Genomic DNA, 21,304 nt, shown 5'->3' with positions numbered 1-21,304 from the left:
TCAGCGGATGGCCGAGGGCGCCGCGCGGGTGCCGGAGGGAGAGGGTGCGGTGGAGCGTTTGCGCGCGAAGGCGACGAGATGGAAGGTGAACTGAATCACCATGCCGAGGGCCATGGCGACGCAGGCAATGTACGGAACGAGCCAGCCGGGATTGCGCACGACCTGGAGGATCGTGGTCTTGTCGTCGTTTTCGAAGCTGGCCTGATAGAATGTCATGCCCGCGAAGCGCAGCGGATTGTTCATGTAGATCAGCACATCGCGGTCCTCGCGGCCGTCGTCGGTGTGCAGGTGCACGCGGCTGGAGAAATTTCTGGCGATTTCGGTGCCGGCGTAGCGGTCGTGGCTGAAATCGAGCAGCTTGAGCGAAAACGGAAAGTACTTCCGCTCGGGGCGGATCTGCATTGTCCAGGTGCGTCCGGCGTAGTCGAAGGTCTGGGCATTGATCAGGATGGCCGAGAGCAGCCATGTCCCGAGCGATCCCTCGGATCCGATCAGCTCGACGTAGGCGGTGGGCCAGTTCCGCTGGTCCTCACGATAGGTGACGGGCTGCGGGCGGACAATCGAGCGGGTGCCGATGTCGCGTGTGGCCTGATTGGGCACGGTGGATGGCCGGGCTGGGGCGCCAGCCCCGGAGGGGATGTCGACGAAGGCGTTCGGATAGTAGGCGCGGGTCACCACCTTGAACGGCAGTTTCGGGTGCTGGATCCCACCGGGTGACTGCAGGCGATCCGTGGGAATGGCGACGACATCGTCCCACTGGGGGTCCGTTGCATCGACGATCGCCAGTTCGGTCTCGCGAATGGACTCCGCGTAGCTGCGGGTCTGTCCCTCGTCGAGACGCAGCATGAACTCCTTCTGCCAGAGGCTCGTGGCCAGTTCGCCGATGAGGAGAAGGATCAGACCGAGATGGGTGAGAATGATACCGGACTTTCTCCAGGTGAACTTGAACCGGTGGACGTGGGCGGCGATCAGATTCACAAGCAGGAATCCGCCGAGGGTGTAGCCGCCGGGAAAAAGAGGAATCGGGATTTCGGTCCCGGGGATTTTCCCGAGGACAAAGAATGTCCGGAAAAACTCCTGCTGCACTCCCCAGATGCCCAGCTTCACCTGCGCGAGCGTGGCCCAGAAAACCAGGATGATCGAGAGCGCGAGCAGGACCACCGTCAGCTTGAGCGAAGTTAAGAACGTGACAAACGCGCGGCGTGTTTCGCTCATGATTTTTTGGCCCGGATCGTCTTTAGAAATTCGATGATCACCGGTCTTTCAGCGGTCAGGAGGGAGTCGGGACCGCTGAACTTGAAGAACCATGTGCTGTCCGCGAGCGGCACGATGGCGCCGATGATCCGCTGCGGGTCGGAACCGGTGTCGGCCTTGATGTCGACAACATCGATGTGAAGGTCGCCGGCATCGTGATGCTCGAGGATTCCTCCGAGATCGGCCTCGGTGACCGGCTCGAGCTGGATCTGGCCGCGCCAGCGATTCACGTTTGCGAGGTTCCCCCCAACGTTTCCAGGAAAAGCCGTGACCGCGAGTTCACCGATGGCCGAGCCTCGTCCGGAGATCATGTAGGTTGCGCGACGCATGGCGGAGGCGGGCTTTGCCGTCCATTGCGAGGGCGCGGACCATTCGAGTCCCAGGCCTTCAGCGGTTGGAACGGGAGTCGACGCCATCGAGGACGCGGTGCCGGTTGAGGACGCTGCGGCGCCGACCGGCCCGGACGGTGTTGATGTGACGGGTGCGCCGGGAGCCTCCTTCCTGACGCGATAGGAGGCGATTTCGCGATCCTTGCACCCCGGAAGGGCGGCAACAAGCATTGACGCCATGGCGACTGAGGCGGCTGAAAAACGGAACATGACCTCACACACGTCATGATTCCTTGGGGAAAGTTCAACTCTAACCGCCCAACTATCAGTTGAACGCTTGCCCTCCATTTGATCGAACGCAATCGACAACAGGTCGCGTTTTGAAGTTCGCCGGATGATTGCGTCCACGGGGGATGGAACCGTGACGCTCTTGAGAAGTGCTGATGTTTCAGTCAATGTCTCGGGATGGAGTGCCGGCAGCTTGGTGATTGCTGTGTCCTGGTGGCGATGGATGAAGTCGCTGACGATGCCGCGGCGTTGAAGGTCCTGCGGCTGGTGGCGGCGCTGAAAACGCTCTATCTGCCGGGAGTGCTGGACATCGTGCCGGCGTTTTCAACGCTTGCCGTGCATTTTGATCCAAACGGCGTGGGCGGGGCTGATCCCTTCGTGCGGGTGACTGAGTGGATTGCGACCGCGGCGGCCGTCAGCGTGCCGCCCGATGTCCAGCGTGGACGCATGTTTGCGATCCCGGTGTGTTACGATGAAGCCTGCGCTCCCGACCTGAGGGAGGTTGCGCAAAGACTCGGGATGCGGCCGGACACCCTGATCGCGCGCCACGGCGAAATCGACTTCCGGGTGGGAGCGATCGGATTTTCGCCGGGGTTTCCCTATCTGCTTGGCCTGCCTTCGGACATGCAGGTGCCGCGCCGGGAGACTCCGCGCACGCGTGTTCCGGCGGGGAGCGTCGCCCTTGGCGGAATTTTTTCGGGTATCTATCCTTCGGATACACCCGGTGGATGGAACCTGATCGGGCGCACCGCCTGCGTGCTGTTCGATCCCCGCCGCGCGGAGCCGTGCCTCCTGCGGGCAGGCGATCATGTGCGGTTTGTCCCGGCTGCAACGCTGGAGGAAACGGCGGTGCCGGCATGATCGAGGTCGTGCGAGCTGGCATCCTGACAACCGTCCAGGACCTGGGAAGGCCGGGCTGGCGCGCATCGGGCGTCCCTCTTGGCGGGGCGCTGGATTCAATGGCGCTGCGTGTGGCGAATGCGGTCGTCGGCAACGAGGATTCCGCCGCGGGACTCGAGTGCACGGTGCGGGGTCCGGTTCTGCGATTCCTGTCACCGGCGCGCATCGCCGTGGCCGGTGCCGGGGTCGAGGGGGTGGCGGGACGCCGTGTCCTGGACATTGAGGCAGGAGCGGAGGTGTCGTTGGAAGGCATCGTGCGTGGCGGACGCGTTTGCCTGGCGGTTGCCGGAGGCATCGACGTGCCGCTTGTGATGGGAAGCCGGTCCACCCACCTGGCAGGTGGATTCGGCGGGCATGAGGGCCGTGCGTTGAGGGCGGGCGACAGGCTTGCGATCGGACGCGGTGGAAGCCCGGCATCGCGCACGCATGAGCGATGGTCGGTGTCTCCCGAAATGGTGCCCGACGTGAACGATGACACGCAGGTCTTTCGCGTGCTCGCGGGGCCGCAGCATGACTGGTTCGATGATGCCGCAAGGCGGACCTTCTGGGAGGGGCCGTTTGCGGTGACGGCGATGTCGGATCGCATGGGATTGCGTCTCAGCGGCCAGGCGGTTCCCCGCAGCGAATCGCGGGAGATGATTTCGGCTCCGATCGCACTGGGTTCGGTGCAGGTGCCGCCCGACGGCCAGCCGATCGTGCTGCTCGCGGACTGCCAGACACTGGGCGGGTACGCGCAGATTGCCGTGGTGATTTCAGCGGACATCCCGCGACTCGCGCGACTGCGTCCGGGCCAGTGGGTGCGGTTTGAGCAGGTCTCCCTTGTGGAGGCGCAGTATCATCGCAGAGCGATGGACACCGCCTATGCGGCGCTTCGGGCGGGGCTGGCTGAGAAGACGATGCACCATGGCGAGCCTTGATCTGAACTGCGACCTCGGTGAAGGGGCGGGGCATGATGAGGAGATCATGCCGTTCATAACGTCGGCGAACATCGCCTGCGGCGCCCATGCGGGGGACGCCGCCACGATGCGGCGAATTGCCGCCCTGGCTGAAAGCCATAGCGTGGCCGTGGGCGCGCATCCCGGGTATCCGGACCGCGAGGGGTTCGGGCGTCGAGAACTGGGGCTCGGTGTCGATGAGGTGGCGGCTTTGGTGAGAACTCAGATCAAGGATCTTCAGCGGATCGCGGCGGTCCGCCACGTGAAGCTGCATGGAAGCCTGTACTCCCGTGCGGCGCGCGATCGTGAAGTTGCGCGGGCGGTGGCCGGGGTCGTCAGGGACTGCGGTTCGCATCTGATCCTGTTTGCGCTGTCGGGAAGCGTTCAGGTGGAGGAGGGCGAGGCCGTCGGCCTCAGGGTTGCGCAGGAGGTGTTTGCCGATCGCACGTACCAGGCCGACGGCTCGCTGACTCAGCGGTCCAAACCCGGAGCAGTGATTGAAGGCGAGAACGAGGCAGTCGCGCAGGCTCTGGCTTTCGCAAGGACGGGCACCGTACGTTCGGTCGAAGGAAAGATTGTGAGCGTGCGCGCCGACACCCTCTGCCTGCACGGTGACGGCCGCAATGCGCCGGCCTTTGCGCGAAGAATCCGACAGGCGCTTGCCGCGGCGGGCGTCCGTCCGGCACCTGTGTTTTCCAGCGCGGGCGATTCGTTGCAGGACACCCGGGAGACGCGATGAAAGTCGATCCCGGAGCAAACGTGTTCCGCCTCGCTGAGCGGGCGTTTTCGGGCTAGCGGATCCTGTCATGCCTGTGGTGCCTCAAAAGGTTCTCGTGACGGGGTTCGAGCCCTTTGGCGGAAACGCCATCAATCCCTCCGGGGAGATCGCCCTTGCTTTCGATGGAAAAAGCATCGGGTCGGCGCGGGTTGTGGGCCGTGTGCTGCCCTGTGAGTTTCACAAGTGCGATCGGCTGCTGCCCGCTCTGCTCAAGCGCCATCGTCCGGCCGCGGTCGTGTGCCTTGGGCTGGCAGGGGGGCGTGCGGGCATTCATGTCGAGCGGGTCGCGATCAATGTCGACGATGCGCGCATCCCCGACAATGCCGGTATCCAGCCGATAGATACACCGGTGGTTGCAGGCGGGCCGGTGGCGTACTGGAGCACGCTGCCGCTGAAGGCGATCGTGGCGGCGCTGCGTCAGGCCGGCGTGACCGCCGCGGTGTCGCAGACCGCCGGGACGTTTGTCTGCAACCACGTCTTCTACCTGCTCATGCACACCCTGGCAACAGGACCGGCCCGGCGCGGGGTGCGCGCGGGATTTGTGCACGTGCCCTGGACGCCCGAGCAGCCGGCCGCCCAGGATGGGCAGCCCAGCATGGCGCTTGCGGCGCAGATCGCCGCGGTGCGCAGCATCATTGCCACGACCCTCACCCAGCCGGAGCTCAGGGTTTCCGGCGGCGCCGAGCACTAGGCGACTCACCACCCGGCGGCTGGGGCGTCGTCCTTTCTGATGCGGACACCGGTGCGCCCGTGGCGAAGGACTTTGCGATGCCAATCAGGGCTTGAAGGGCGGGGGCAACCGGGGTGGCGGCATTCCATCCCACGACGAGCCTGCTTTCGGGGGCGGGACCCTCAAGCGTTCGAAAGCGCACACCGTCCGGCGGCAGTTGGCGGACCTCGGATGGACACATGAACGTCGCACCCATGCCCGCGCGCACGAATCCAATGCCGTTGGCCCGGGGCCAGACTTCCTCGAGAATGCGCGGGGTGATGCCGGCCCGGGAGAAGGCAACGAGCATGCGGTCATAGAAACCTGGATTGTGCATGCGGGGGAAGAGCACGAAAGGCGTGTCTCGGAGGTCGCGCAGGCGCAGGATGGGCGTCCCTGCAAGTGGATGATCGGCGGGCAGCAGCACGCCGTTGCGTTCACGCAGCAGCAGGTGGGTCGCCAGGCCGGGCGTCGCCGAATCGGGATGGAAGAACCCGCAGCCCAGCTCGCCGGCGGCGAGGGCGGTGAGCTGGGAGGAGGTCGGTGACTCATTCAGCTCGAGCCGGACGCCCGGATGGCGGCGATGGAACTCGCGCAGGATCCCGGGGAGGACCGTCGCCATCGCGAGTCCATTGAAGGCGACCTGAACACAGCCCGTCTGCCCGAGGGTCACGGCCTGCATCTGTTCGGGCAGCTGGGATGCCGAGCGCAGGATCGGCTCGACGCGATCGAGCAGGGCCTGGCCGGCCGGGGTCAGGCTGACTCCGCGGCGCGTGCGCTCGAACAGCCTTGCCCCGAGGACCTGTTCCAGGTGCATCACGGACCGGCTGAGCGCGGGCTGGGCCACGGCCAGCGCCTCGGCGGCCCGGCGAAAATGAAGCCGCCTTGCGACCTCGCGGAAGCAGACCAGGTGTCGAAGCTCAAAATCAAACTGATACTTGTCCGGCATCACAGGTGACTAAATGAGCATTTCCTGGCAACGCAATGCTCTGGTATTGTCGCCTGCGCGGGGTTGACGCTCCGCGTTTCACTTCCAATTCTTGTCCCTTACCATGGCTCAATCGCTTTTTCAAAAAGTCTGGAACGCACACGCGGTGCGAACGCTGGCAAACGGCCAGACCCAGTTGTTGATCGGCACGCATCTCATTCATGAGGTGACCAGCCCGCAGGCGTTCGGCATGCTGCGCGACCTCGGGCTGAAGGTCATGATGCCGCACCGCACGTTTGCGACGGTGGACCACATCGTTCCCACGGACCAGTTTGCCGAGCCGTATCGCGATCCGCTCGCGCAGGCGATGATGGATGAGCTTCGCCGCAACTGCGCGCAGTTCGGCATCACGTTTTTCGACCGATCCACCGGCAAGCAGGGCATCGTGCACATCGTGGGTCCCGAGCAGGGGATCACCCAGCCGGGAACGACGATCGCCTGCGGCGACTCCCACACTTCGACCCACGGGGCTTTCGGCGCAATAGCGTTCGGCATCGGCACCAGCCAGGTGCGCGACGTGCTCGCCACGCAGACGATGGCCCTGGCGCCGCTGAAGGTCCGGAGGATCGAGGTGAACGGCAAACTGCGACCGGGCGTTTATGCCAAGGATGTCATTCTTCACATCATCCGCGTGCTCGGAGTGAATGGCGGCACCGGCTACGCGTATGAGTACGCGGGCAACGTGTTCGACGGTTTCACGATGGAGGAGCGCATGACCGTGTGCAACATGTCGATCGAGGGCGGCGCGCGCGCGGGATATGTGAATCCCGATGAAACCACCTTTGCCTATCTGAAGGGGCGGCCGTACTCCCCCAAGGGTGCGGCGTGGGACGCGGCGGTGGCGCTGTGGAAATCCTACGCCTCGGATCCCGGGTGCAGGTACGACGATGTTTTCAGGATCGACGCGGCTGAGATAGCCCCGACCGTCACCTGGGGCATCAATCCGGGCCAGGGCATATCCATCAATGAATCGATTCCGGATCCAAAGCTCGCCGCCGGGGCGGATGAGAAGGCCTCGATCGAGGAGGCGCTCGCCTACATGAAGCTTCGCCCGGGCGCGCCGATCAAGGGGACGCACATCGATGTCGCGTTTCTCGGCTCGTGTACGAATGGACGGCTTTCCGACTTTCGCGAGGTCGCCCGATTTGTGAAGGGGAAAAAGGTCGCCGCGGGCGTGAAGGCCATCGCGGTGCCGGGCTCCCAGATCGTCGCGATCCAGTGCGAAAAGGAGGGCATCGACAAAGTGCTGTCCGATGCGGGCTTCGAATGGCGTGCTGCGGGCTGCTCCATGTGCCTGGCGATGAATCCCGACAAGCTGATCGGCGACCAGGTCTGCGCGAGTTCCTCGAACCGCAACTTCAAGGGCCGGCAGGGCTCCGTCACGGGGCGCACGATCCTGATGAGCCCGCTCATGGTTGCGGCAGCCGCCGTGACCGGTCACGTGGCCGATGCCCGTGAAGTCTTCGCCCTCAACAACTGAGCTCTCCGCCATGTCACTTGCAAAAATATCCCTCGTCGCCGGTCGCGCTGTCACCGTTCATGGAAACGACATCGATACGGATCGCATCATTCCCGCGCGCTTCATGAAGTGCGTCACCTTTGACGGACTCGGCGAGTTCCTCTTTTACGACGTGCGCAAAAACGCCGACGGTTCGGATCGCAGCCATCCGCTGAACGACCCGCGCTTCAAAGGAGCGACCATTCTGATTTCCGGCGCCAATTTCGGCTGCGGCTCCTCCCGGGAACACGCTCCCCAGGCCATTCAGAAGTACGGCTTCAAGGCGATCGTGGCCGAAAATTTCGCCGAGATCTTCTTTGGCAACTGCACAACGCTCGGGATTCCATGCCTGTCGGCGTCACGCGACGACATCGCCGTCCTTTCGGCGGCCGTGGAGTCAAATCCGGCTGTCGAAGTCACGCTCGATCTGGTCAAACAGGAGATTCGGTTCGGCGGCCGCACGATCAAGGCGACGATGCGTGAAAGCGCGCATGATGCACTTGTGAACGGGCGATGGGATGCCATTGGCGAACTACTGGAGGGCCGAGCTGCAGTGGCTGAAAAGGCGAAATCGCTGCCCTACCTGGCCGCCTGAATTGGCGGATCGCCCGCGGCTCCGGATGGTTTGAAAACGCCTGATGAAGACGTTTCATCGCCCGTGCCGGGCTGGTTCGCCGTTGGAAGTGTTTGCAGCCGGCTGGATTCTGGTGATAATGGAAGCAGTTGGCCTTGGTGCAGGGAACTGCGAGAATCGCCACGTCTTTCCAAAATTTGATGAACCTTTTCATGCCGGGCGGCGTCATTCAGGAACTGCCAATCATGTTTCTTGCCACAACCATTGACTTGGGACGCGTCCTTCGCGAGGCGGGTCTGCTCATCTATCCGCTCGGGCTCTGTTCCGCCGCCGCGGTCTACATCATCATTGAGCGCATGATCTCCCTCCGGCGCGCGGTGGTCATCCCCGACGAGCTGGCGGAGGCTGTCATTGAGGGGCAGGTTCCCCCGGTGGAGAAGCGATCGACTCTTGGACGCATCCTCACGTTTGCCGGTCGTCACACGGGTGATGTTGAGGCCACAAAAGCCTACGCCAGGCTTGAGGTGATCAAGTTGGAGAGGGGCATCAGCTATCTGGATACCATTTATGCGGCCGCGCCGCTCATCGGCCTCATTGGAACGGTGACCGGCCTGCTTGGCGCGTTTTCCGTGGTGGATCCCGACACAAAGATGCCGGACCCGGTGAAATTCACCGAGAGCGTCGGCTATGCCCTTTCCGCCACAATCCTTGGCCTCACCATCGCGCTTCCAGCTCTCCTCGGAAGCACGTTTCTCCAGCGCATCGTGGACAAGCGCGGCGCGCAGTTGGACGTGCTGCTCGAGCGCCTCCTTGCGCAGCAGGCTCAGGACGGCGAGGTCAGGGCGGAAGCGTCCACGCGATGAGCATAGTCAGCCGACGCCCGCGACGGCGCCCCGAACTGCCGCTCGTGCCGCTGATCGACGTGCTCGTGATGCTCGTGCTTTTTGCCTACGTCACCATGCAGGCTCGGTCCGGCGCGCAGTTGAACATCAACGTGCCCAAGGTCGACACTGCGGGAAAAAACGAGTTTGCCGGCAAGGTCACCATCGGCGTCGACAAGGACGGACGCATCAGCTTCAACGGAAAGCTTGTTTCGTTCCAGGATCTGCACGGGCTCCTTGAGGAGGTGAAGCGGATCAACAAGGACACGTCGGTCCTGGTCCGGGCGGACGAGGTGACGCAGTTCAAGAAGGTGACCGAGGTCTGGGATGCGTGCCGCAAGCTCGGCTTGAACAAGGTCGTGATGCAGGTGAGGCAATAGCGCCATGGGAAGAAAAATTGTCATCACCGGAGTCACCCGCGGGCTTGGACGCGCGCTCGCCGAGGAGTTCATTGCACGCGGCCACACCGTCTTTGGATGCGGCAGGGGAGGCGAGGGCATCTTCGATCTTCGCCTTGCGCACGCGGCGCCGCACAGTTTCCAGGTGGTCGACGTCGCGAACGACGTCAAGGTGGGCATCTGGGCCGCGGACGTTCTTGGCGGGCATGGCGCGCCCGATCTGCTGATCAACAATGCGGCGCTGATGAACCAGCCGAAGCCCCTCTGGGAGGAGGAGGACCGGACCTTCACGCAGCTCGTCGATGTGAATCTGCGGGGCGTTGCGAATGTGATCAGGCATTTTGTGCCCGCGATGGTGAAGGCGGGCAGGGGTGTCATCGTGAATTTCTCATCAGGCTGGGGGCGGAGCGTGTCGGCGGGCGTCGCCCCCTACTGCATGAGCAAATGGGGCGTTGAGGGGCTGACCAAGGCGCTCGCCGAGGACCTGCCTGCGGGCATGGCTGCGGTTCCCCTGAGCCCGGGCGTGATCGACACCGACATGCTTCGCGTGGCGTGGGGCGGCGGCGCGGCCGCGCATCCCAAGCCCGATGCGTGGGCGAAGAAGGCGGTGCCGTTCCTGCTGGCGCTCGGTCCGAAGGACAGCGGGCGCTCCCTGTCGATCGGTGGCGTATCGGAATAGCGGATACCGTGGCAGCCCGACCGTCATTGCTGCTCGCATCCGCGTCCCCGCGCCGCCGCGAGCTCCTGCGCACGCTGGGGCTGGCATTTGAAGTTGTGACCGCCGCGGTGAAGGAGGACGAGGCTCCCGGGACCCTTCCACGCGAGATGGTGAGCGGCAACGCCGCGCTCAAGGCTGACTGGGTGGCGGAGCGCCATCCCGCGGCGGTGGTGCTGGGCGCCGACACCACCGTTGCGCTTGATGACGAGGCGCTCAACAAGCCCGCCGATCATGCGGCTGCCGCGCACATGTTGCGGCGCCTTTCCGGCAGGACTCATCGCGTGTTCACCGGCGTCGCCCTGCGCCACCGCGAACGGGGATTGCGGCTCGATGACGTGGCGGTGGCCGAGGTGACCTTCAGGCCGCTTTCCGACGCGGACATCGAGGCCTACCTGGGTCGCGTGCATGTGCTCGACAAGGCGGGAGCCTATGGGATTCAGGAGTATGGGGACATGCTGGTGGCGCGCCACACCGGGGAACTGAGCACGATTGTGGGCCTGCCGATGTCACTCACGAAACAATTTTTGACCCGTGCCGGTCTTCTGGGGTAGCGTCCCGACGTCGCCATGAACTTCCTTGCCGAACCCGCTCCCGTCAAACGTCCGAGGCGGCGCGTCGGCCAGCCTGCGATCTGGAAGACGGACAGTTCGCGGAAGACGGTTCAAATCAGCGTGCTGGCGACGCTGATTGTGCACCTGCTCCTCTTTGTTGCGGTTCCGCGGGTATTCAAGCCGGATCCCAATGCGCGGCTTCTGGAAAGGGTGCCACAGGAGAAGAACTTCAACATCGATCTGGCTCCCGAGGAGGAGGCTCCCAAGCCGCCGCCCAAGCCGTTCAAGTTTGTTGAGACCAATCCTGACGCGCCCGACAACCCCCCGGATCAAACCGCAAACTTTGGGGCGCAGAACCAGCAGGTTGCGCAGGAAAAGCCGTCGGAGAATGACGACAAGAGCGAGGCGCCGAAGAGCGAGGACAAGAAGGTGACGGATTCAACGGCGATCGTGACCGGGCGCCTTGCGCAGCCGGAGCCGATCGAGCTGCCTTCGCCGCCAACCCCGCCGAGTCCGGATCAGGAGCGCGCCGAGCAGGCCGCCGCCGAGGCCGTCGCCCAGGAGGCGGCGAAACAGGCGCGCGCGCCGCTGCCGGGTTTTGAGAAGGTGGATGGCGAGGCGCCTGACAGCATCGGCAGCAACATCGCAAAACTTCCCCCGCCCAACGCAAAGCGTGCGGATGATTCCTCGGAAGGAGATTCACCGGAGGTGCGCGAGGTTGTGACAGCCAGCGGCCAGGTGGTGCGCATTGATCCGAGGCGTCCGATGCAGCGGGAGCGCATTCCCGAGAAACAGGTGCGTCCGGCGTTTCTCGCCAACAATCCCATCGGCACGAAGAACATTGGTCCGGTCGCCTACAACGCGAAGTGGAGCGAATATGGCGCCTATCTTCAGCGCCTCATTGAAACGGTGCAGATCCAGTGGGAACGCCTGCTGAGCGAGACGGGCTCCATGCCCTCACCCGGCACCGTCGTGGTCGTGACTTTTCGCCTGAATGATGAAGGCGCGGTGACCGACATCACCGCCGACGACAGTCCCGGTCCGCAGCATCCCAAGCGCCTTTGCGTGAGCGCGATCACGGCGCGGTCGCCCTATGGCAAATGGAGCGACGAGATGGTCGCTGTGCTGGGCCACGAGCAGGAGCTCACCTTTACGTTCTACTACAACTGACCGTGAGCGGGCGGACCCCAGCCTGGTTGTCAAATCTTCCGCTCGGTCCAGGGGTGGAGCTCATAGGTCATGATCCGAACGGCATCGTCGCGCTTTCCAAGCCCGAGGGCGTGCTGTCGCATCCAAACGCGGCGGCCGATCGGTCGCGCTCGCTGCTGACAGCGGGCTATTCGCTGGACGGCGAGTATTACTCGGGCATGGCGGATGGTCAGGGCGGGCACAAACTGTACCTCCTCAACCGGCTGGATTCAGGGACTTCGGGCGTGATTCTGGCGGCCTCGGGCGAGGCGCTGGCACGCGACATACGCGAACAGTTCAAGCGCCGGCGAATACACAAGCAGTATCACGCGTTGGTTTTCGGTTCGACAGCGCCGGCGGTGCAGGTCTGGCGCGATCGGTTGTCGGTGAGGAAACAGGGGGGTGTCATCCGAACCGAGGCGTCGGGAAACATTCCATCCGAGGCGAAGGTTCGCGTCATCCGCGCCAATCCCGGGAATCCTCCGCTTGCGCTGCTTCAGTTGGAGCCCAGAACCGGACGCAGCCACCAGTTGCGCGTGCAATGCGCACACCGTCACCTGCCGATTGTGGGCGACGCGACCTATGGCGATTTTCGGTTGAACCGGGACTTCATCCGGAGGACCGGGCTCAAGCGGCTTTTCCTTCACTCCTCCGAGACGGCCTTCGACTACGAGTGGTCGGGAAAAACCTGGCGGTTTACGGCGCGCGCGGAACTGCCGGAGGCGTTCGATGAAGCGTTGCGTGGGGTTGGAAAGGGACGCTGAAAATGAAAACGGACCGACGCAAAGGGCGACGGTCCGCGAAGGTCGTGAGATAGGATGACGAGGCGTTCAGGCATTGCGGCCCTTGAACGTCAGTTCGGCGATTCCGCTCTTGTCGAGGTCACCGATTCCAAGAGTCACCATGCGATCGAACTGGAGCTTGGTTGCGGCGGCCAGCGGCATGTTGATGCCCGCCTCCACACCCATTTTCCAGGCAATGGTGGAATCCTTTGCCGCGTGTGCTGCGGAGAAGTAGCAGTCGTGGGAACGGTTCTGCATGTCTTCGCCGTCGGTCTTGAGCACCTGTGAATTGGCGCCGGTCTGAGCAAAAACCTCGCGCAGCATGTCGAGGTCGAGACCGAGCGCGGCGCCGAGTCCGAGTCCCTCGGCCAGGCCGGCCGTGTTGATGTTCATGACCATGTTGACCAGGGCCTTCACCTGGGCGGCCTGACCGGTCCGGCCGATGTAGCGTGGCGACTGGCTGAGCTTTTCAAGGATCGGTTTCACCCGGTCGAACACGGCGCGGTCGCCCCCGCACATCAGGTAGAGCGTACCGGCGCGCGCCTGCGGTATCGAGGAAGCCATGCAGCCCTCGAGGGTCGAGGCGCCTGCGGACTTCGCGCGACGCTCCGTTTCCAGATGAGTTTTCGGAGAAAGCGTGGCGCAGTTGATGAAGGTTTTTCCCTTCGCGCCGACGAGCAGGGAGTCCCCCTTTTCGGCATAGATGCCCAGTTGGGCGGCATCGTCCGTGACAACCGTGATGATGACATCCGCGGCGGCGGTCACCGCGGCGAGGTTTGGCGCGTGCAGTGTCTTGAGCTCGCTGGCGAGCGCCGCAGCGGCGGGCGCATGCGCGTCGTGCACGGCGGTGACGGCGAATCCTGTTTCGTGCAGGCGGCGCGCCATGTTGGCGCCCATGCGGCCCACACCGACGAATGCGATTTTATCAGACATGAGTGGAATCGGTTTTTTGTTTGATGTCCGCGAGGTTGGATTTCTCCGTTCGCGACGCATAAAAGGGATTGTGGTGCTTTTCCTGGGCTACGGTCGTCAACGGTCCGTGCCCGGGCGCGATCACGGTGTCGCGGGGCAGGGTGAAGATCTTCTCCACGTTCATGCGGTACTGCTCCTCGAACGCGGTCTGGCTGCCGCCCATGGAGCTTGAGAAAACGGCGTCGCCCACGATGGCCAGCGGCCAGCTCAGGCCCGTGATGTAGAAGGTGGTCATGCCCGGGGAGTGACCGCTGGTGAGCAGCGTCTTGATCGCGATGTCACCGACGTGAAAATAGGCGCCCTCCTTGAAGGTTCGCGCATCCGGGCGCGAGAGGGGCTCGAGCTCGTGCGACCAGATTTCCGCGCCGGTCCTTGCCACAAGGGTGTCGAGGTCCGCGATGTGATCCTCGTGCGCGTGAGTGATGAAGATGTAGTGGACCTTGAGTTTGCTCGTTTCGACCAGGTCGAGGAGGTCATGCGCGGAGGCACCGGTGTCGAAAACCGAGGCCACCTTGGATTTTGGATCCCACACGAGGTAGCTGTTGACCGTCATGTCCTCGTAGGTCGTGTTGAACATGGCGAAGCCCCGCGGAAAAACGGGCTGTTCGGGGTACCATTCCTTGCGGGCCAGGGATTCCAGCGGGTTGGGGGCGAGGCGGAGATGTCGGGCGACGCGGCGAATGACCGGGATGATGGGCTTGCCGGCCTTGACCGCGGCCAGATCGGCCTTCGAGACATCAGCGCGCGCGGCGAGATCGTCGTCGGAAATCTTGAGCCCGCGCTGGGCCTTGTTGATGACGTCGGCAAAACTGTCTTCGAGTGGAATCCTGGCCATGGTTTGACAAGCTGGAGGGTTGATCCCGCGCGTCGACGGGAGGAACAGTCAGGAATAGTTGATGAGGCGAGGAGTGCAAGCGTCGGCTCTCGAAGGCGGGACGTTGCGTCATTCCCTCCGGATTGGTGCGCGCGATGGGCGCATGCCGGCGTCTGCCGCACACTGCGTGAAAGCGACAGCGACTACCGTTTCATCGACGAGCTTTCATGATCGATCCACCAGCCGAGAAGCCCCTGCACGAGCCCATGGCAGATCGGCTGCTCGTACGAGAGGAGGTCGAGGTCACGAAGCGATTGCGCAATGTGTGGAGGAAGATCCCCTGCGTACCAATGAAGCCAGAGCGCCTGTGCGCCGTCTGCGTTGGATTGAAACGAGAGTGCTGGCAGAAGTAGATTGCAGATCAGGGTGTCGAGGCGCGGACCGCCGAATGCCGCGCCGCACCAATGCTGGAAAATGTGCGCACGGGTACGCGTGATTCCTGTGGATGAGCGGAATGCCCGTGAGCCGGTCTCCGGATTGACAGGTGCATCAGCGGGAAAAATGCCCGACAGAGCGCGCACGGCGGCGGCATCCAGAAAAAGCGCGGGCCAGTCGGGCACTGCGCGTGTCCATTGAGCGTATTGCCGCAGCCGCGTTGCCGGGTGATTGGCCGGGCGCACGCCCTGCATGCTCCAGCGGCCCGTCTCGCCTGCGCATGCCTCGGCGACGGGAGAGGGATCGGCTTGCCATGCATTGAGCGGCCATCGCTGTGCGATCCGGAACATGGGCGCGCGATTGTGCCGATAGCCGAGAATCTCCAGCGCGGTGTGGTGGCAGGCGTCTGTCCATCCGAGCCGGTCAATCCGCCGCTTGAGGTAGCTGACCTTTTGTTTCCAGCGGGCCGCCGCGTGAAGGCGGAGTGTCTTGCGGCGCTCTTGATCTGGCAGGGTGAGCAGCTCCTCGGTGGCCCGCGTGCAGGCCCGGTCGGCAAGGCGCTCGACCACCGCGTCGGCTGCGTATTCTTCCAATGGATACAGAAGCAGCGGCAGCAGGGCCAGGGTGGGAATTGACCGCCCCGCGGATTGTTCGGTGCGCGGGTCCGGTCCGCTCCAGAGCACAACATGAAGCACAACCTGGTCATAGGCGGGGTCCCGATGGTGGCCATGATGCCTCCAGTCCTCGGCGCGAAGATGAAGCTCGATGTCGCCCGTTGTTTCCACGCCGTTGAGGCGAAGACGCGCGTGCTTGAAATCGGGTCCGCCGAGGCGGTTCCATCGCCCGGGGTGGATCACCTCCACGCGCCGGCCGCACTGGGTGTGCGCGCTTGCGATGTCGATTTCCCGGCGCAGCCAGATTTTCTGAAGCAGACTCTCCGGAAACTGAAACGGACCGTAGAGCCCCTGCACTTCGGCAAGTTCATCCGATGAGACTGTGACAGGTGCTCCCATGCATCCAGTTCCTCACCGACTTTCGATGGTCGCGGCAAGTCCGCGGAGTGCCGTATTCAGGGCTGTGTTTTGCAGCTTGTCCGGGGCTGGGTCGGATTCGAATCACGGCTCCATGGAAAAATCCACGGCAATTCTCCATCGGAGAAGCTTGATCCCGTGGCTGTCCGGTCGTTTTTTCGGGCGATATGAACCCCGGAAAACTGGTTGGCGTTGGCATACTCATTGTAGTGGCCGTCATCGCATTGTCGCAGTGCACCTATGTCGTCGAACCCGGCGAACGCGGTGTGCTTGTCACGCTGGGCAAGGTCGATGAACAACCGCGCCCCGAGGGCTTTGGGACAAAGGTGCCGATGGTTTCGCGTCTGGTGCGGGTGATGGTCAAGCAGCAGACGCAGTCGCTGGAGTCCGAGTGCTATTCCTCGGATCTGCAGCAGGTGAACGTGACGCTGCGGGTGCTTTACCGCATTCCGGAGGCGATGGTGGTCAAGATTTACAAGGACTATGCGGGCGACCCGTTTGAAAGCCTGGTGGCGCCGCGTGTTCAGGAGGCCCTGAAGGAAGTCACCGCGCTTCAGAGCGCCGAGCAGATTGTGCGGCAGCGCGAGGATGTGAAGACGAAGTCGCTGGCGGCGGCACGTGAGAAGGTTGGAAGCCTGCTGTTCATCGAGGACCTGGTGATTGAAAACATCACGTTGTCCAAGGAGCTTGAGCAGGCGATTGAAGCGAAGATGGTGCAGGAGCAGGAGGCGGCGAAGTCGCGCTATACGCAGCAGAAGGCGCAGATCGAGGCGGAGACCGCGAAGATCAAGGCGCAGGGCGAGGCTGATGCGATTCGCATCCGTGGACTTGCGCTGAAGGAGACGCCCGGGCTGATTGAGCTTCAGATCGTGGAGAAGTGGGATGGCCGTTCGCCGCTGGTCATTGGCGGCACCGGAGGAGGCAATGGCGGCACGAATCTCATCCTGCCCCTCACCAATATTGGAAATGCAAAGTCCGGAGGTTCCGGAAATTAGCCCTTGTCGTGGCATGACGGTGGCCCGTGCCGTTTGCGCAGTCGAGCGGGGCTGAAATTTTTGGGAGTTGAAAATGCCGGCAGGGCTCATTGAGGTTGGGCCTTGCGTAGCTCATCCGGAGAGGTGGCAGAGTGGTCTATCGCGACGGTCTTGAAAACCGTTGGGGCGAAAGCTCCCGGGGGTTCGAATCCCTCCCTCTCCGCCACATAACTTACTGGTATATGATTAGTTAGATATTGTCAGACTGTTGCTGCGTGTCGACTCACATAAGACGGCTAACACGTCAAAGGGCGCTCTATTTTGTCAACTATTCTGGGCGGCGACGACTCCCAAGATATACAAGGTCGCCGTTCTTACGGTGCTTGGGCAGTCCATTTGCGGCGTTCCATCGCAGAGTGTCTCGCTGGCGGTCCGTTGGGCAGAGCGCTTCTCAGGGGGCGAGGTAGGGACAGGTTGCTTCTGAGGGACCCAACGCCGCGAAGGTGGTGGAGCTGGCCATCGACAAGCGTGCCCAAGTCCTCCTCCTGCCCGTCGCTGCCCGCCGCCAGCTCAACGACCTGCCTGACGAGTATTGGACAAAACTCACGATCGAGTTCTACAAGGACGCCGTGGACGCGGTCTTCAAGATGCTCGTGGAATGATGGAAGTCCGGAGCGGAGGATTCAGGGACAGGCTGCTTGAACGGGCTTGTTTGAATTTGGCCCGTCCCATGCGGCGGTTGACACAAACTCCATTCTTGATTTCAGGCAATATCTAAGGAGATTGTCCAATTCTAAGGAATTACCATGACAACTTCGACTCTTTCGCGAAACGGCCAGACGACCATCCCGGCCAAGGTGCGGCAGTTCCTGCACTTGGAGTCGAATCACAAGATCCTTTACCGCTTCGAGGGCGAGCATGTCATTCTGGAACCGGTGCGGGCTTCGACCGGTTCCCTGTATGGAAGCCTGAAAACGGACAAAATGCCGCCCACTGCTGCGCAACTTAGGGCTGCCCGGCACGAGCAGGCGAAACGCAGGTATGCCCGATGAGCGCCGGGCACCAGCTCGACGCCAACGTGATTCTCCGTTTTCTGCTGGCCGATGATCCGGCGCATTCACCCAAGGCCAGGGCATTGTTCGAGCTTGCGCAAACAAGTCAGGTCATGCTCGCCATTTCGCATGTGACGCTCGCGGAAGTGTGCTGGGTCCTGGTGTCGTATTACGATTTTGAACGCAGCAAGGTAGCCCGGACGTTGCGCGAGCTGGTCCTGCACGAAGGCGTGGAGGTGGAGGATGGCGACGTGATCCTCGATGCGTTTGATCGCTTCGCAAAGGTGAAGGTCGATTTCATCGACTGCTACATGGCGGCGCTGGCAAAGGCGCACGGCAGCGTCGTCATCACCGATGATCGCGATTTCCGAAAGTTTGCCGACGTGACGGCACGCCGACCCGAGGAAATCGTCCGGGAATTCACCAAATAGTCTGCGCCATCCTGACCACAGATCTGGCCGGATGGGAACCGGATGATCGGATGTGACAGTGACCGCAGACATCCGATCCCTGATGCCTTTTCGTATGGACGCGCACGTTCCGTCGTGCGCCGGGGACCCGTTTTGCGCAATTGCGCCGGAGAGGTTTTACGCGGGGTTGCGAGGCCGCTGAGGGTGGAGTTGGCGTAGGATTCAGGGACAGGCTGTTTGAACGAACCTCAACCCGGCGATTGCATTCCGCGGCGACCTTCGGCGGAATGCGAAGTCCTGCCGTTTCCCATGATGTTCTTCCATTCCCCAATCCGGTTTCTGCTGGTGTTGATCTGCTTGATTGCATCCGGAGCTGCCGCCGAACTCGATCGGTCGGGACCGGTCATTTCCCTGCAGAACACCGCCTATCAGGTGGATGGCGTCTGGTACTGCGCCCTTTGCCGACAGCCGGTGCCCAAAGGCGACCGCAGCAAGCTCGATCTGCGGCTTCAGTTGTCGGAGTGGCACGACGTCTATCTCGATGCGGACTACTTCAGGGACAAGATCCGTTACATCAGCGATGCAGAGCTCGTAGCTTCGTTGGAAATCCCGGGAATCGGGTCGGAGCTGCGGGCAGCCGCGGCTGCGGGTGACTCGGAGCGTGTCTCGCGCCTGCTGCACGAGTATTTTGTTCGACGGCCCGACAATCGGCGGCTGTCGAACTATGATGCCGGAAACAAGCGCTCGTTCATCACTGTCGGGGAGTTCCTTCAGGACGTCGCTGCGGATCCGGTGCGGAAGCGGGAGATCCTTGAGGCCCGTGATCAGGTTTACTCTCCGTCGAAGGGATTCACGCTCCACGGGGTCGTCTGGGGCGAGAACGTCGACTTCAATCACACCTACCCCAACGCAAGCAAGTGGGGGGTGCACTATCTGGGATTCATCGATGCGCTCATCGCCGGCTTCCTTGTGGATGGGAGCAGGGAGACCGCGGCCGCATTCGAAAGTGTGTTCAACCAGTGGTATGATCAGCTCGACCGGGTGAAGCATGAGGAGGTCATCCACGTGACGACCTCGTACGATTTCGTTTGGTACGAACTGGGGCTCTCCAACCGGACCGAGCGCCTGATCAACGCCCTGCGCGTTTTTGTTGGGCAGATATCCCCTGACACAACCAAACGGCTGCTCAAGATCATCCTCGGTTCCTCGCGCTGGCTCGACCAGTGCCTGATCAGGACGCCGTTCCACCCCTACAACTGGCAGACGCATACGGCGCACACGCTCTCCTACGCCGCTCTCGCCCTGCCTGAGTTCAATGAGTCGAAGTCCTGGCTTGAAAGGGGCCGGCAGAACATGGTCCTGCACCTGGAAAACGACATCCTTGAGGACGGCGGCTACGTGGAGCGCACGACCAGCTACGCATCCTACATGTTCTCGGTCTTTCACCGATACATGCTGATGCTCCGCCATTTTGCCGGAGACTCCAGCCTGCTGGACCACTTCCTGGGGCGGTTGGAAAAGTTCATCGAATTTTACGCGCTCACCACAACCCCGGTCGGCGTCAACGCTCCTTTCAATGACGCGGCCCGCGGACGCGACCTCGTGCCGCTCCTTCGGGAAATGTCGGTGTTCTTCCACCGCGGGGATTTTGTCGGTGCTGTCCGGGAGGAATTCAAACCCGACGATCTTGCCACCCTGCCGGTCGCACCCATTGAGCCGAAGGCGCGTTCCATCGATTTTCCTCAGTCGCGTTTCATGGTGATGCGCGACTCCTGGGACCCCGCCTCTTACTTTCTCATTTTCAACTACGGCGATCACCAGAATCACAGTCACTCCGACCAGCTTTCATTCGAGATCTATGCCAATGGCATTCCCATCGCGGTGGATGCCGGCCTCGGGAAACTCAATTATCTGGAGCCCTCCCAGATCACCTGGTACAAGCACCCGCGCGCGCACAACATGCTCACGATCAATCAGGCGGTCCCGGAAAAGCGGAACCTGCCCGGCTATGACAAGATCTGGTCGCCGCAGTCGCGCACTGAATACTTCGCTGCCAGCCATGACGGTTATGTTCCCTACCAGAAAGCCCGGCACCGGCGTCACCTGGTTTTCGCCAAGGCTCAATACTGGCTGATCATCGACGAAGTGAGCACGGTGGGGAGCAATCAGGAAATGGAGTTCAACCTCCACACGCCCTCCACCATGGTCGAGAGCGCGGCGGGTTTCGTCTCCACCGGCAAGGTCGGTTTCCTCATCGCGCAGGATCGATTGGCAGCGGCGGCAACCTCGCGCACCAAGTCCATGGGCGATGCAAACCTGGGAGGCCTTGCGGGCGAGCCCGGTTACCGCGCCATCGACTGGCTGGTGTTCAGCAGAAAACTGACCGGCAATCCTGCGCTCGATCGCATGGCGACCCTGATCCAGCCGTATGCCGATCGCTCGCGCTTTGACGAATCCCAAGTCTTTGTCGAAGAGGTCAAACTCGAGGATCCCGCCGCACTGGCCTACCGTGTGACCACCGCCCATGGCGCGGAGGATCTCGTGATCATTTCGGACGGCACCCAGCGAAAGTTTGGAAAGGGAATTGAAGGCGATTTCACATTTGCACGAATTCGTTCGAGCGGTGGAAAGACCAGCTACGCTGCATTCACGAATGTAAGCCAATTTCGCGTGCCCGGACTGGCATCGCGCCAGTTTCCCAATCGACGAGACCACGAGGAGTCGACCAATCCTTGATTGGTACTGCAGGGCGGCAAACGCCCGGGCGCCCGGTGTCGATTCCGTCGACCCAATCCTGTCGACCATTGCGGGCGTCCCGCCAGCTTTCCCGCGGCAGCGATTTCCT

23 protein-coding genes and 1 tRNA gene are annotated in these 21,304 nt (G+C 62.6%); 18 read left to right on the top strand and 6 right to left on the bottom strand.

The window, feature by feature from the left end; all coding sequences use genetic code 11:
• Window positions 1-1,215, bottom strand: coding sequence for a cytochrome c biogenesis protein ResB (locus HS122_02570; GenBank protein MBE7537283.1), 1,215 nt, complete (start codon window positions 1,213-1,215; stop codon window positions 1-3).
• On the bottom strand, window positions 1,212-1,853 hold the full coding sequence (locus tag HS122_02565; GenBank protein MBE7537282.1) for a hypothetical protein: 642 nt from the start codon (window positions 1,851-1,853) through the stop codon (window positions 1,212-1,214). The genes HS122_02570 and HS122_02565 overlap by 4 nt, the downstream gene beginning before the upstream one ends.
• 237 nt (window positions 1,854-2,090) lie before the next feature.
• Between HS122_02565 and pxpB the strand changes: the two genes are divergently transcribed.
• The 4 genes from pxpB (at window position 2,091) to pcp (ending at window position 5,175) form a co-directional block, all read left to right on the top strand.
• On the top strand, window positions 2,091-2,732 hold the full coding sequence (gene pxpB / locus HS122_02560) for a 5-oxoprolinase subunit PxpB (protein MBE7537281.1): 642 nt from the start codon (window positions 2,091-2,093) through the stop codon (window positions 2,730-2,732).
• Complete coding sequence (locus tag HS122_02555) at window positions 2,729-3,688, top strand: biotin-dependent carboxyltransferase (protein MBE7537280.1); 960 nt, start codon at window positions 2,729-2,731, stop codon at window positions 3,686-3,688. The genes pxpB and HS122_02555 overlap by 4 nt, the downstream gene beginning before the upstream one ends.
• Window positions 3,675-4,445, top strand: a complete 771-nt coding sequence (locus HS122_02550; protein ID MBE7537279.1) for a LamB/YcsF family protein — start codon at window positions 3,675-3,677, stop codon at window positions 4,443-4,445. The genes HS122_02555 and HS122_02550 overlap by 14 nt, the downstream gene beginning before the upstream one ends.
• A gap of 67 nt (window positions 4,446-4,512) precedes the next feature.
• Window positions 4,513-5,175 carry a pyroglutamyl-peptidase I gene (pcp, locus tag HS122_02545; GenBank protein MBE7537278.1) on the top strand — a complete coding sequence of 221 codons (663 nt, stop codon included), beginning with the start codon at window positions 4,513-4,515 and terminating at the stop codon, window positions 5,173-5,175.
• Here the strand turns inward: pcp and HS122_02540 are convergent.
• Window positions 5,147-6,142: a LysR family transcriptional regulator gene (locus tag HS122_02540; GenBank protein MBE7537277.1), complete on the bottom strand. Its 996-nt coding sequence runs from the start codon at window positions 6,140-6,142 to the stop codon at window positions 5,147-5,149. The genes pcp and HS122_02540 overlap by 29 nt on opposite strands.
• Window positions 6,143-6,245: 103 nt before the next feature.
• Between HS122_02540 and leuC the strand changes: the two genes are divergently transcribed.
• The 8 genes from leuC to HS122_02500 all read left to right on the top strand — a co-directional run bounded on the left by leuC (window position 6,246) and on the right by HS122_02500 (window position 12,753).
• On the top strand, window positions 6,246-7,661 hold the full coding sequence (leuC, locus tag HS122_02535) for a 3-isopropylmalate dehydratase large subunit (protein ID MBE7537276.1): 1,416 nt from the start codon (window positions 6,246-6,248) through the stop codon (window positions 7,659-7,661).
• A gap of 10 nt (window positions 7,662-7,671) precedes the next feature.
• Window positions 7,672-8,274: a 3-isopropylmalate dehydratase small subunit gene (gene leuD, locus HS122_02530; protein MBE7537275.1), complete on the top strand. Its 603-nt coding sequence runs from the start codon at window positions 7,672-7,674 to the stop codon at window positions 8,272-8,274.
• A 224-nt stretch (window positions 8,275-8,498) separates the two neighbouring features.
• Window positions 8,499-9,116, top strand: coding sequence for a MotA/TolQ/ExbB proton channel family protein (locus HS122_02525; protein MBE7537274.1), 618 nt, complete (start codon window positions 8,499-8,501; stop codon window positions 9,114-9,116).
• Entirely contained in the window at window positions 9,113-9,514 is a 402-nt protein-coding gene (locus HS122_02520; GenBank protein MBE7537273.1) for a biopolymer transporter ExbD, read from the top strand. Before HS122_02525 ends, HS122_02520 begins: the two co-directional genes overlap by 4 nt.
• A 4-nt stretch (window positions 9,515-9,518) precedes the next feature.
• Window positions 9,519-10,211, top strand: coding sequence for an SDR family oxidoreductase (locus tag HS122_02515; protein ID MBE7537272.1), 693 nt, complete (start codon window positions 9,519-9,521; stop codon window positions 10,209-10,211).
• Window positions 10,212-10,219: 8 nt separating this feature from the next.
• A complete protein-coding gene (gene maf, locus HS122_02510; GenBank protein MBE7537271.1) occupies window positions 10,220-10,801 on the top strand; it encodes a septum formation protein Maf in 582 nt (193 codons plus the stop codon).
• 15 nt (window positions 10,802-10,816) lie between these two features.
• Window positions 10,817-11,971, top strand: a complete 1,155-nt coding sequence (locus HS122_02505; GenBank protein ID MBE7537270.1) for a hypothetical protein — start codon at window positions 10,817-10,819, stop codon at window positions 11,969-11,971.
• Complete coding sequence (locus HS122_02500) at window positions 11,902-12,753, top strand: RluA family pseudouridine synthase (GenBank protein MBE7537269.1); 852 nt, start codon at window positions 11,902-11,904, stop codon at window positions 12,751-12,753. The genes HS122_02505 and HS122_02500 overlap by 70 nt, the downstream gene beginning before the upstream one ends.
• 66 nt (window positions 12,754-12,819) lie before the next feature.
• On the opposite strand, the gene HS122_02495 is transcribed toward HS122_02500, so the two are convergent.
• The 3 genes from HS122_02495 to HS122_02485 all read right to left on the bottom strand — a co-directional run bounded on the left by HS122_02495 (window position 12,820) and on the right by HS122_02485 (window position 16,005).
• Window positions 12,820-13,704: an NAD(P)-dependent oxidoreductase gene (locus tag HS122_02495; protein ID MBE7537268.1), complete on the bottom strand. Its 885-nt coding sequence runs from the start codon at window positions 13,702-13,704 to the stop codon at window positions 12,820-12,822.
• A complete protein-coding gene (locus tag HS122_02490) occupies window positions 13,697-14,578 on the bottom strand; it encodes an MBL fold metallo-hydrolase (protein MBE7537267.1) in 882 nt (293 codons plus the stop codon). The genes HS122_02495 and HS122_02490 overlap by 8 nt, the downstream gene beginning before the upstream one ends.
• 182 nt (window positions 14,579-14,760) lie before the next feature.
• Window positions 14,761-16,005: a DUF2851 family protein gene (locus HS122_02485; protein ID MBE7537266.1), complete on the bottom strand. Its 1,245-nt coding sequence runs from the start codon at window positions 16,003-16,005 to the stop codon at window positions 14,761-14,763.
• Between the two features lie 185 nt (window positions 16,006-16,190).
• Between HS122_02485 and HS122_02480 the strand changes: the two genes are divergently transcribed.
• The 6 genes from HS122_02480 (at window position 16,191) to HS122_02455 (ending at window position 21,195) form a co-directional block, all read left to right on the top strand.
• A complete protein-coding gene (locus HS122_02480; protein MBE7537265.1) occupies window positions 16,191-17,018 on the top strand; it encodes a prohibitin family protein in 828 nt (275 codons plus the stop codon).
• 117 nt (window positions 17,019-17,135) lie between these two features.
• A tRNA-Ser gene (locus HS122_02475) sits at window positions 17,136-17,223 on the top strand.
• Between the two features lie 280 nt (window positions 17,224-17,503).
• The gene (locus tag HS122_02470; GenBank protein MBE7537264.1) at window positions 17,504-17,659 is read left to right on the top strand and encodes a hypothetical protein; all 156 of its coding nucleotides are present in this window, start codon (window positions 17,504-17,506) and stop codon (window positions 17,657-17,659) included.
• Window positions 17,660-17,803: 144 nt separating this feature from the next.
• Window positions 17,804-18,049, top strand: a complete 246-nt coding sequence (locus HS122_02465) for an AbrB/MazE/SpoVT family DNA-binding domain-containing protein (protein MBE7537263.1) — start codon at window positions 17,804-17,806, stop codon at window positions 18,047-18,049.
• Window positions 18,046-18,480 (top strand): PIN domain-containing protein, encoded by a 435-nt coding sequence (locus HS122_02460; GenBank protein ID MBE7537262.1) that lies wholly within the window; start codon window positions 18,046-18,048, stop codon window positions 18,478-18,480. The genes HS122_02465 and HS122_02460 overlap by 4 nt, the downstream gene beginning before the upstream one ends.
• A gap of 288 nt (window positions 18,481-18,768) precedes the next feature.
• Window positions 18,769-21,195: an alginate lyase family protein gene (locus HS122_02455; protein ID MBE7537261.1), complete on the top strand. Its 2,427-nt coding sequence runs from the start codon at window positions 18,769-18,771 to the stop codon at window positions 21,193-21,195.
• Window positions 21,196-21,304: the final 109 nt, after the last annotated feature.

This window comes from Opitutaceae bacterium, from assembly GCA_015075305.1.
GTDB lineage: Bacteria > Verrucomicrobiota > Verrucomicrobiia > Opitutales > Opitutaceae > UBA6669.
Note: the sequence above shows the minus strand (reverse complement) of the source record. Positions and strands in the feature narration are given on the sequence as shown.

Coding starts and splice junctions, on each gene's coding strand:
- HS122_02570 (MBE7537283.1), bottom strand. CDS start 1,215: ATGAGCGAAACACGCCGCGCGTTTGTCACGTTCTTAACTTCGCTCAAG.
- HS122_02565 (MBE7537282.1), bottom strand. CDS start 1,853: ATGTTCCGTTTTTCAGCCGCCTCAGTCGCCATGGCGTCAATGCTTGTT.
- pxpB (MBE7537281.1), top strand. CDS start 2,091: ATGGATGAAGTCGCTGACGATGCCGCGGCGTTGAAGGTCCTGCGGCTG.
- HS122_02555 (MBE7537280.1), top strand. CDS start 2,729: ATGATCGAGGTCGTGCGAGCTGGCATCCTGACAACCGTCCAGGACCTG.
- HS122_02550 (MBE7537279.1), top strand. CDS start 3,675: ATGGCGAGCCTTGATCTGAACTGCGACCTCGGTGAAGGGGCGGGGCAT.
- pcp (MBE7537278.1), top strand. CDS start 4,513: ATGCCTGTGGTGCCTCAAAAGGTTCTCGTGACGGGGTTCGAGCCCTTT.
- HS122_02540 (MBE7537277.1), bottom strand. CDS start 6,142: ATGCCGGACAAGTATCAGTTTGATTTTGAGCTTCGACACCTGGTCTGC.
- leuC (MBE7537276.1), top strand. CDS start 6,246: ATGGCTCAATCGCTTTTTCAAAAAGTCTGGAACGCACACGCGGTGCGA.
- leuD (MBE7537275.1), top strand. CDS start 7,672: ATGTCACTTGCAAAAATATCCCTCGTCGCCGGTCGCGCTGTCACCGTT.
- HS122_02525 (MBE7537274.1), top strand. CDS start 8,499: ATGTTTCTTGCCACAACCATTGACTTGGGACGCGTCCTTCGCGAGGCG.
- HS122_02520 (MBE7537273.1), top strand. CDS start 9,113: ATGAGCATAGTCAGCCGACGCCCGCGACGGCGCCCCGAACTGCCGCTC.
- HS122_02515 (MBE7537272.1), top strand. CDS start 9,519: ATGGGAAGAAAAATTGTCATCACCGGAGTCACCCGCGGGCTTGGACGC.
- HS122_02505 (MBE7537270.1), top strand. CDS start 10,817: ATGAACTTCCTTGCCGAACCCGCTCCCGTCAAACGTCCGAGGCGGCGC.
- HS122_02500 (MBE7537269.1), top strand. CDS start 11,902: ATGGAGCGACGAGATGGTCGCTGTGCTGGGCCACGAGCAGGAGCTCAC.
- HS122_02495 (MBE7537268.1), bottom strand. CDS start 13,704: ATGTCTGATAAAATCGCATTCGTCGGTGTGGGCCGCATGGGCGCCAAC.
- HS122_02490 (MBE7537267.1), bottom strand. CDS start 14,578: ATGGCCAGGATTCCACTCGAAGACAGTTTTGCCGACGTCATCAACAAG.
- HS122_02485 (MBE7537266.1), bottom strand. CDS start 16,005: ATGGGAGCACCTGTCACAGTCTCATCGGATGAACTTGCCGAAGTGCAG.
- HS122_02480 (MBE7537265.1), top strand. CDS start 16,191: ATGAACCCCGGAAAACTGGTTGGCGTTGGCATACTCATTGTAGTGGCC.
- HS122_02465 (MBE7537263.1), top strand. CDS start 17,804: ATGACAACTTCGACTCTTTCGCGAAACGGCCAGACGACCATCCCGGCC.
- HS122_02460 (MBE7537262.1), top strand. CDS start 18,046: ATGAGCGCCGGGCACCAGCTCGACGCCAACGTGATTCTCCGTTTTCTG.
- HS122_02455 (MBE7537261.1), top strand. CDS start 18,769: ATGATGTTCTTCCATTCCCCAATCCGGTTTCTGCTGGTGTTGATCTGC.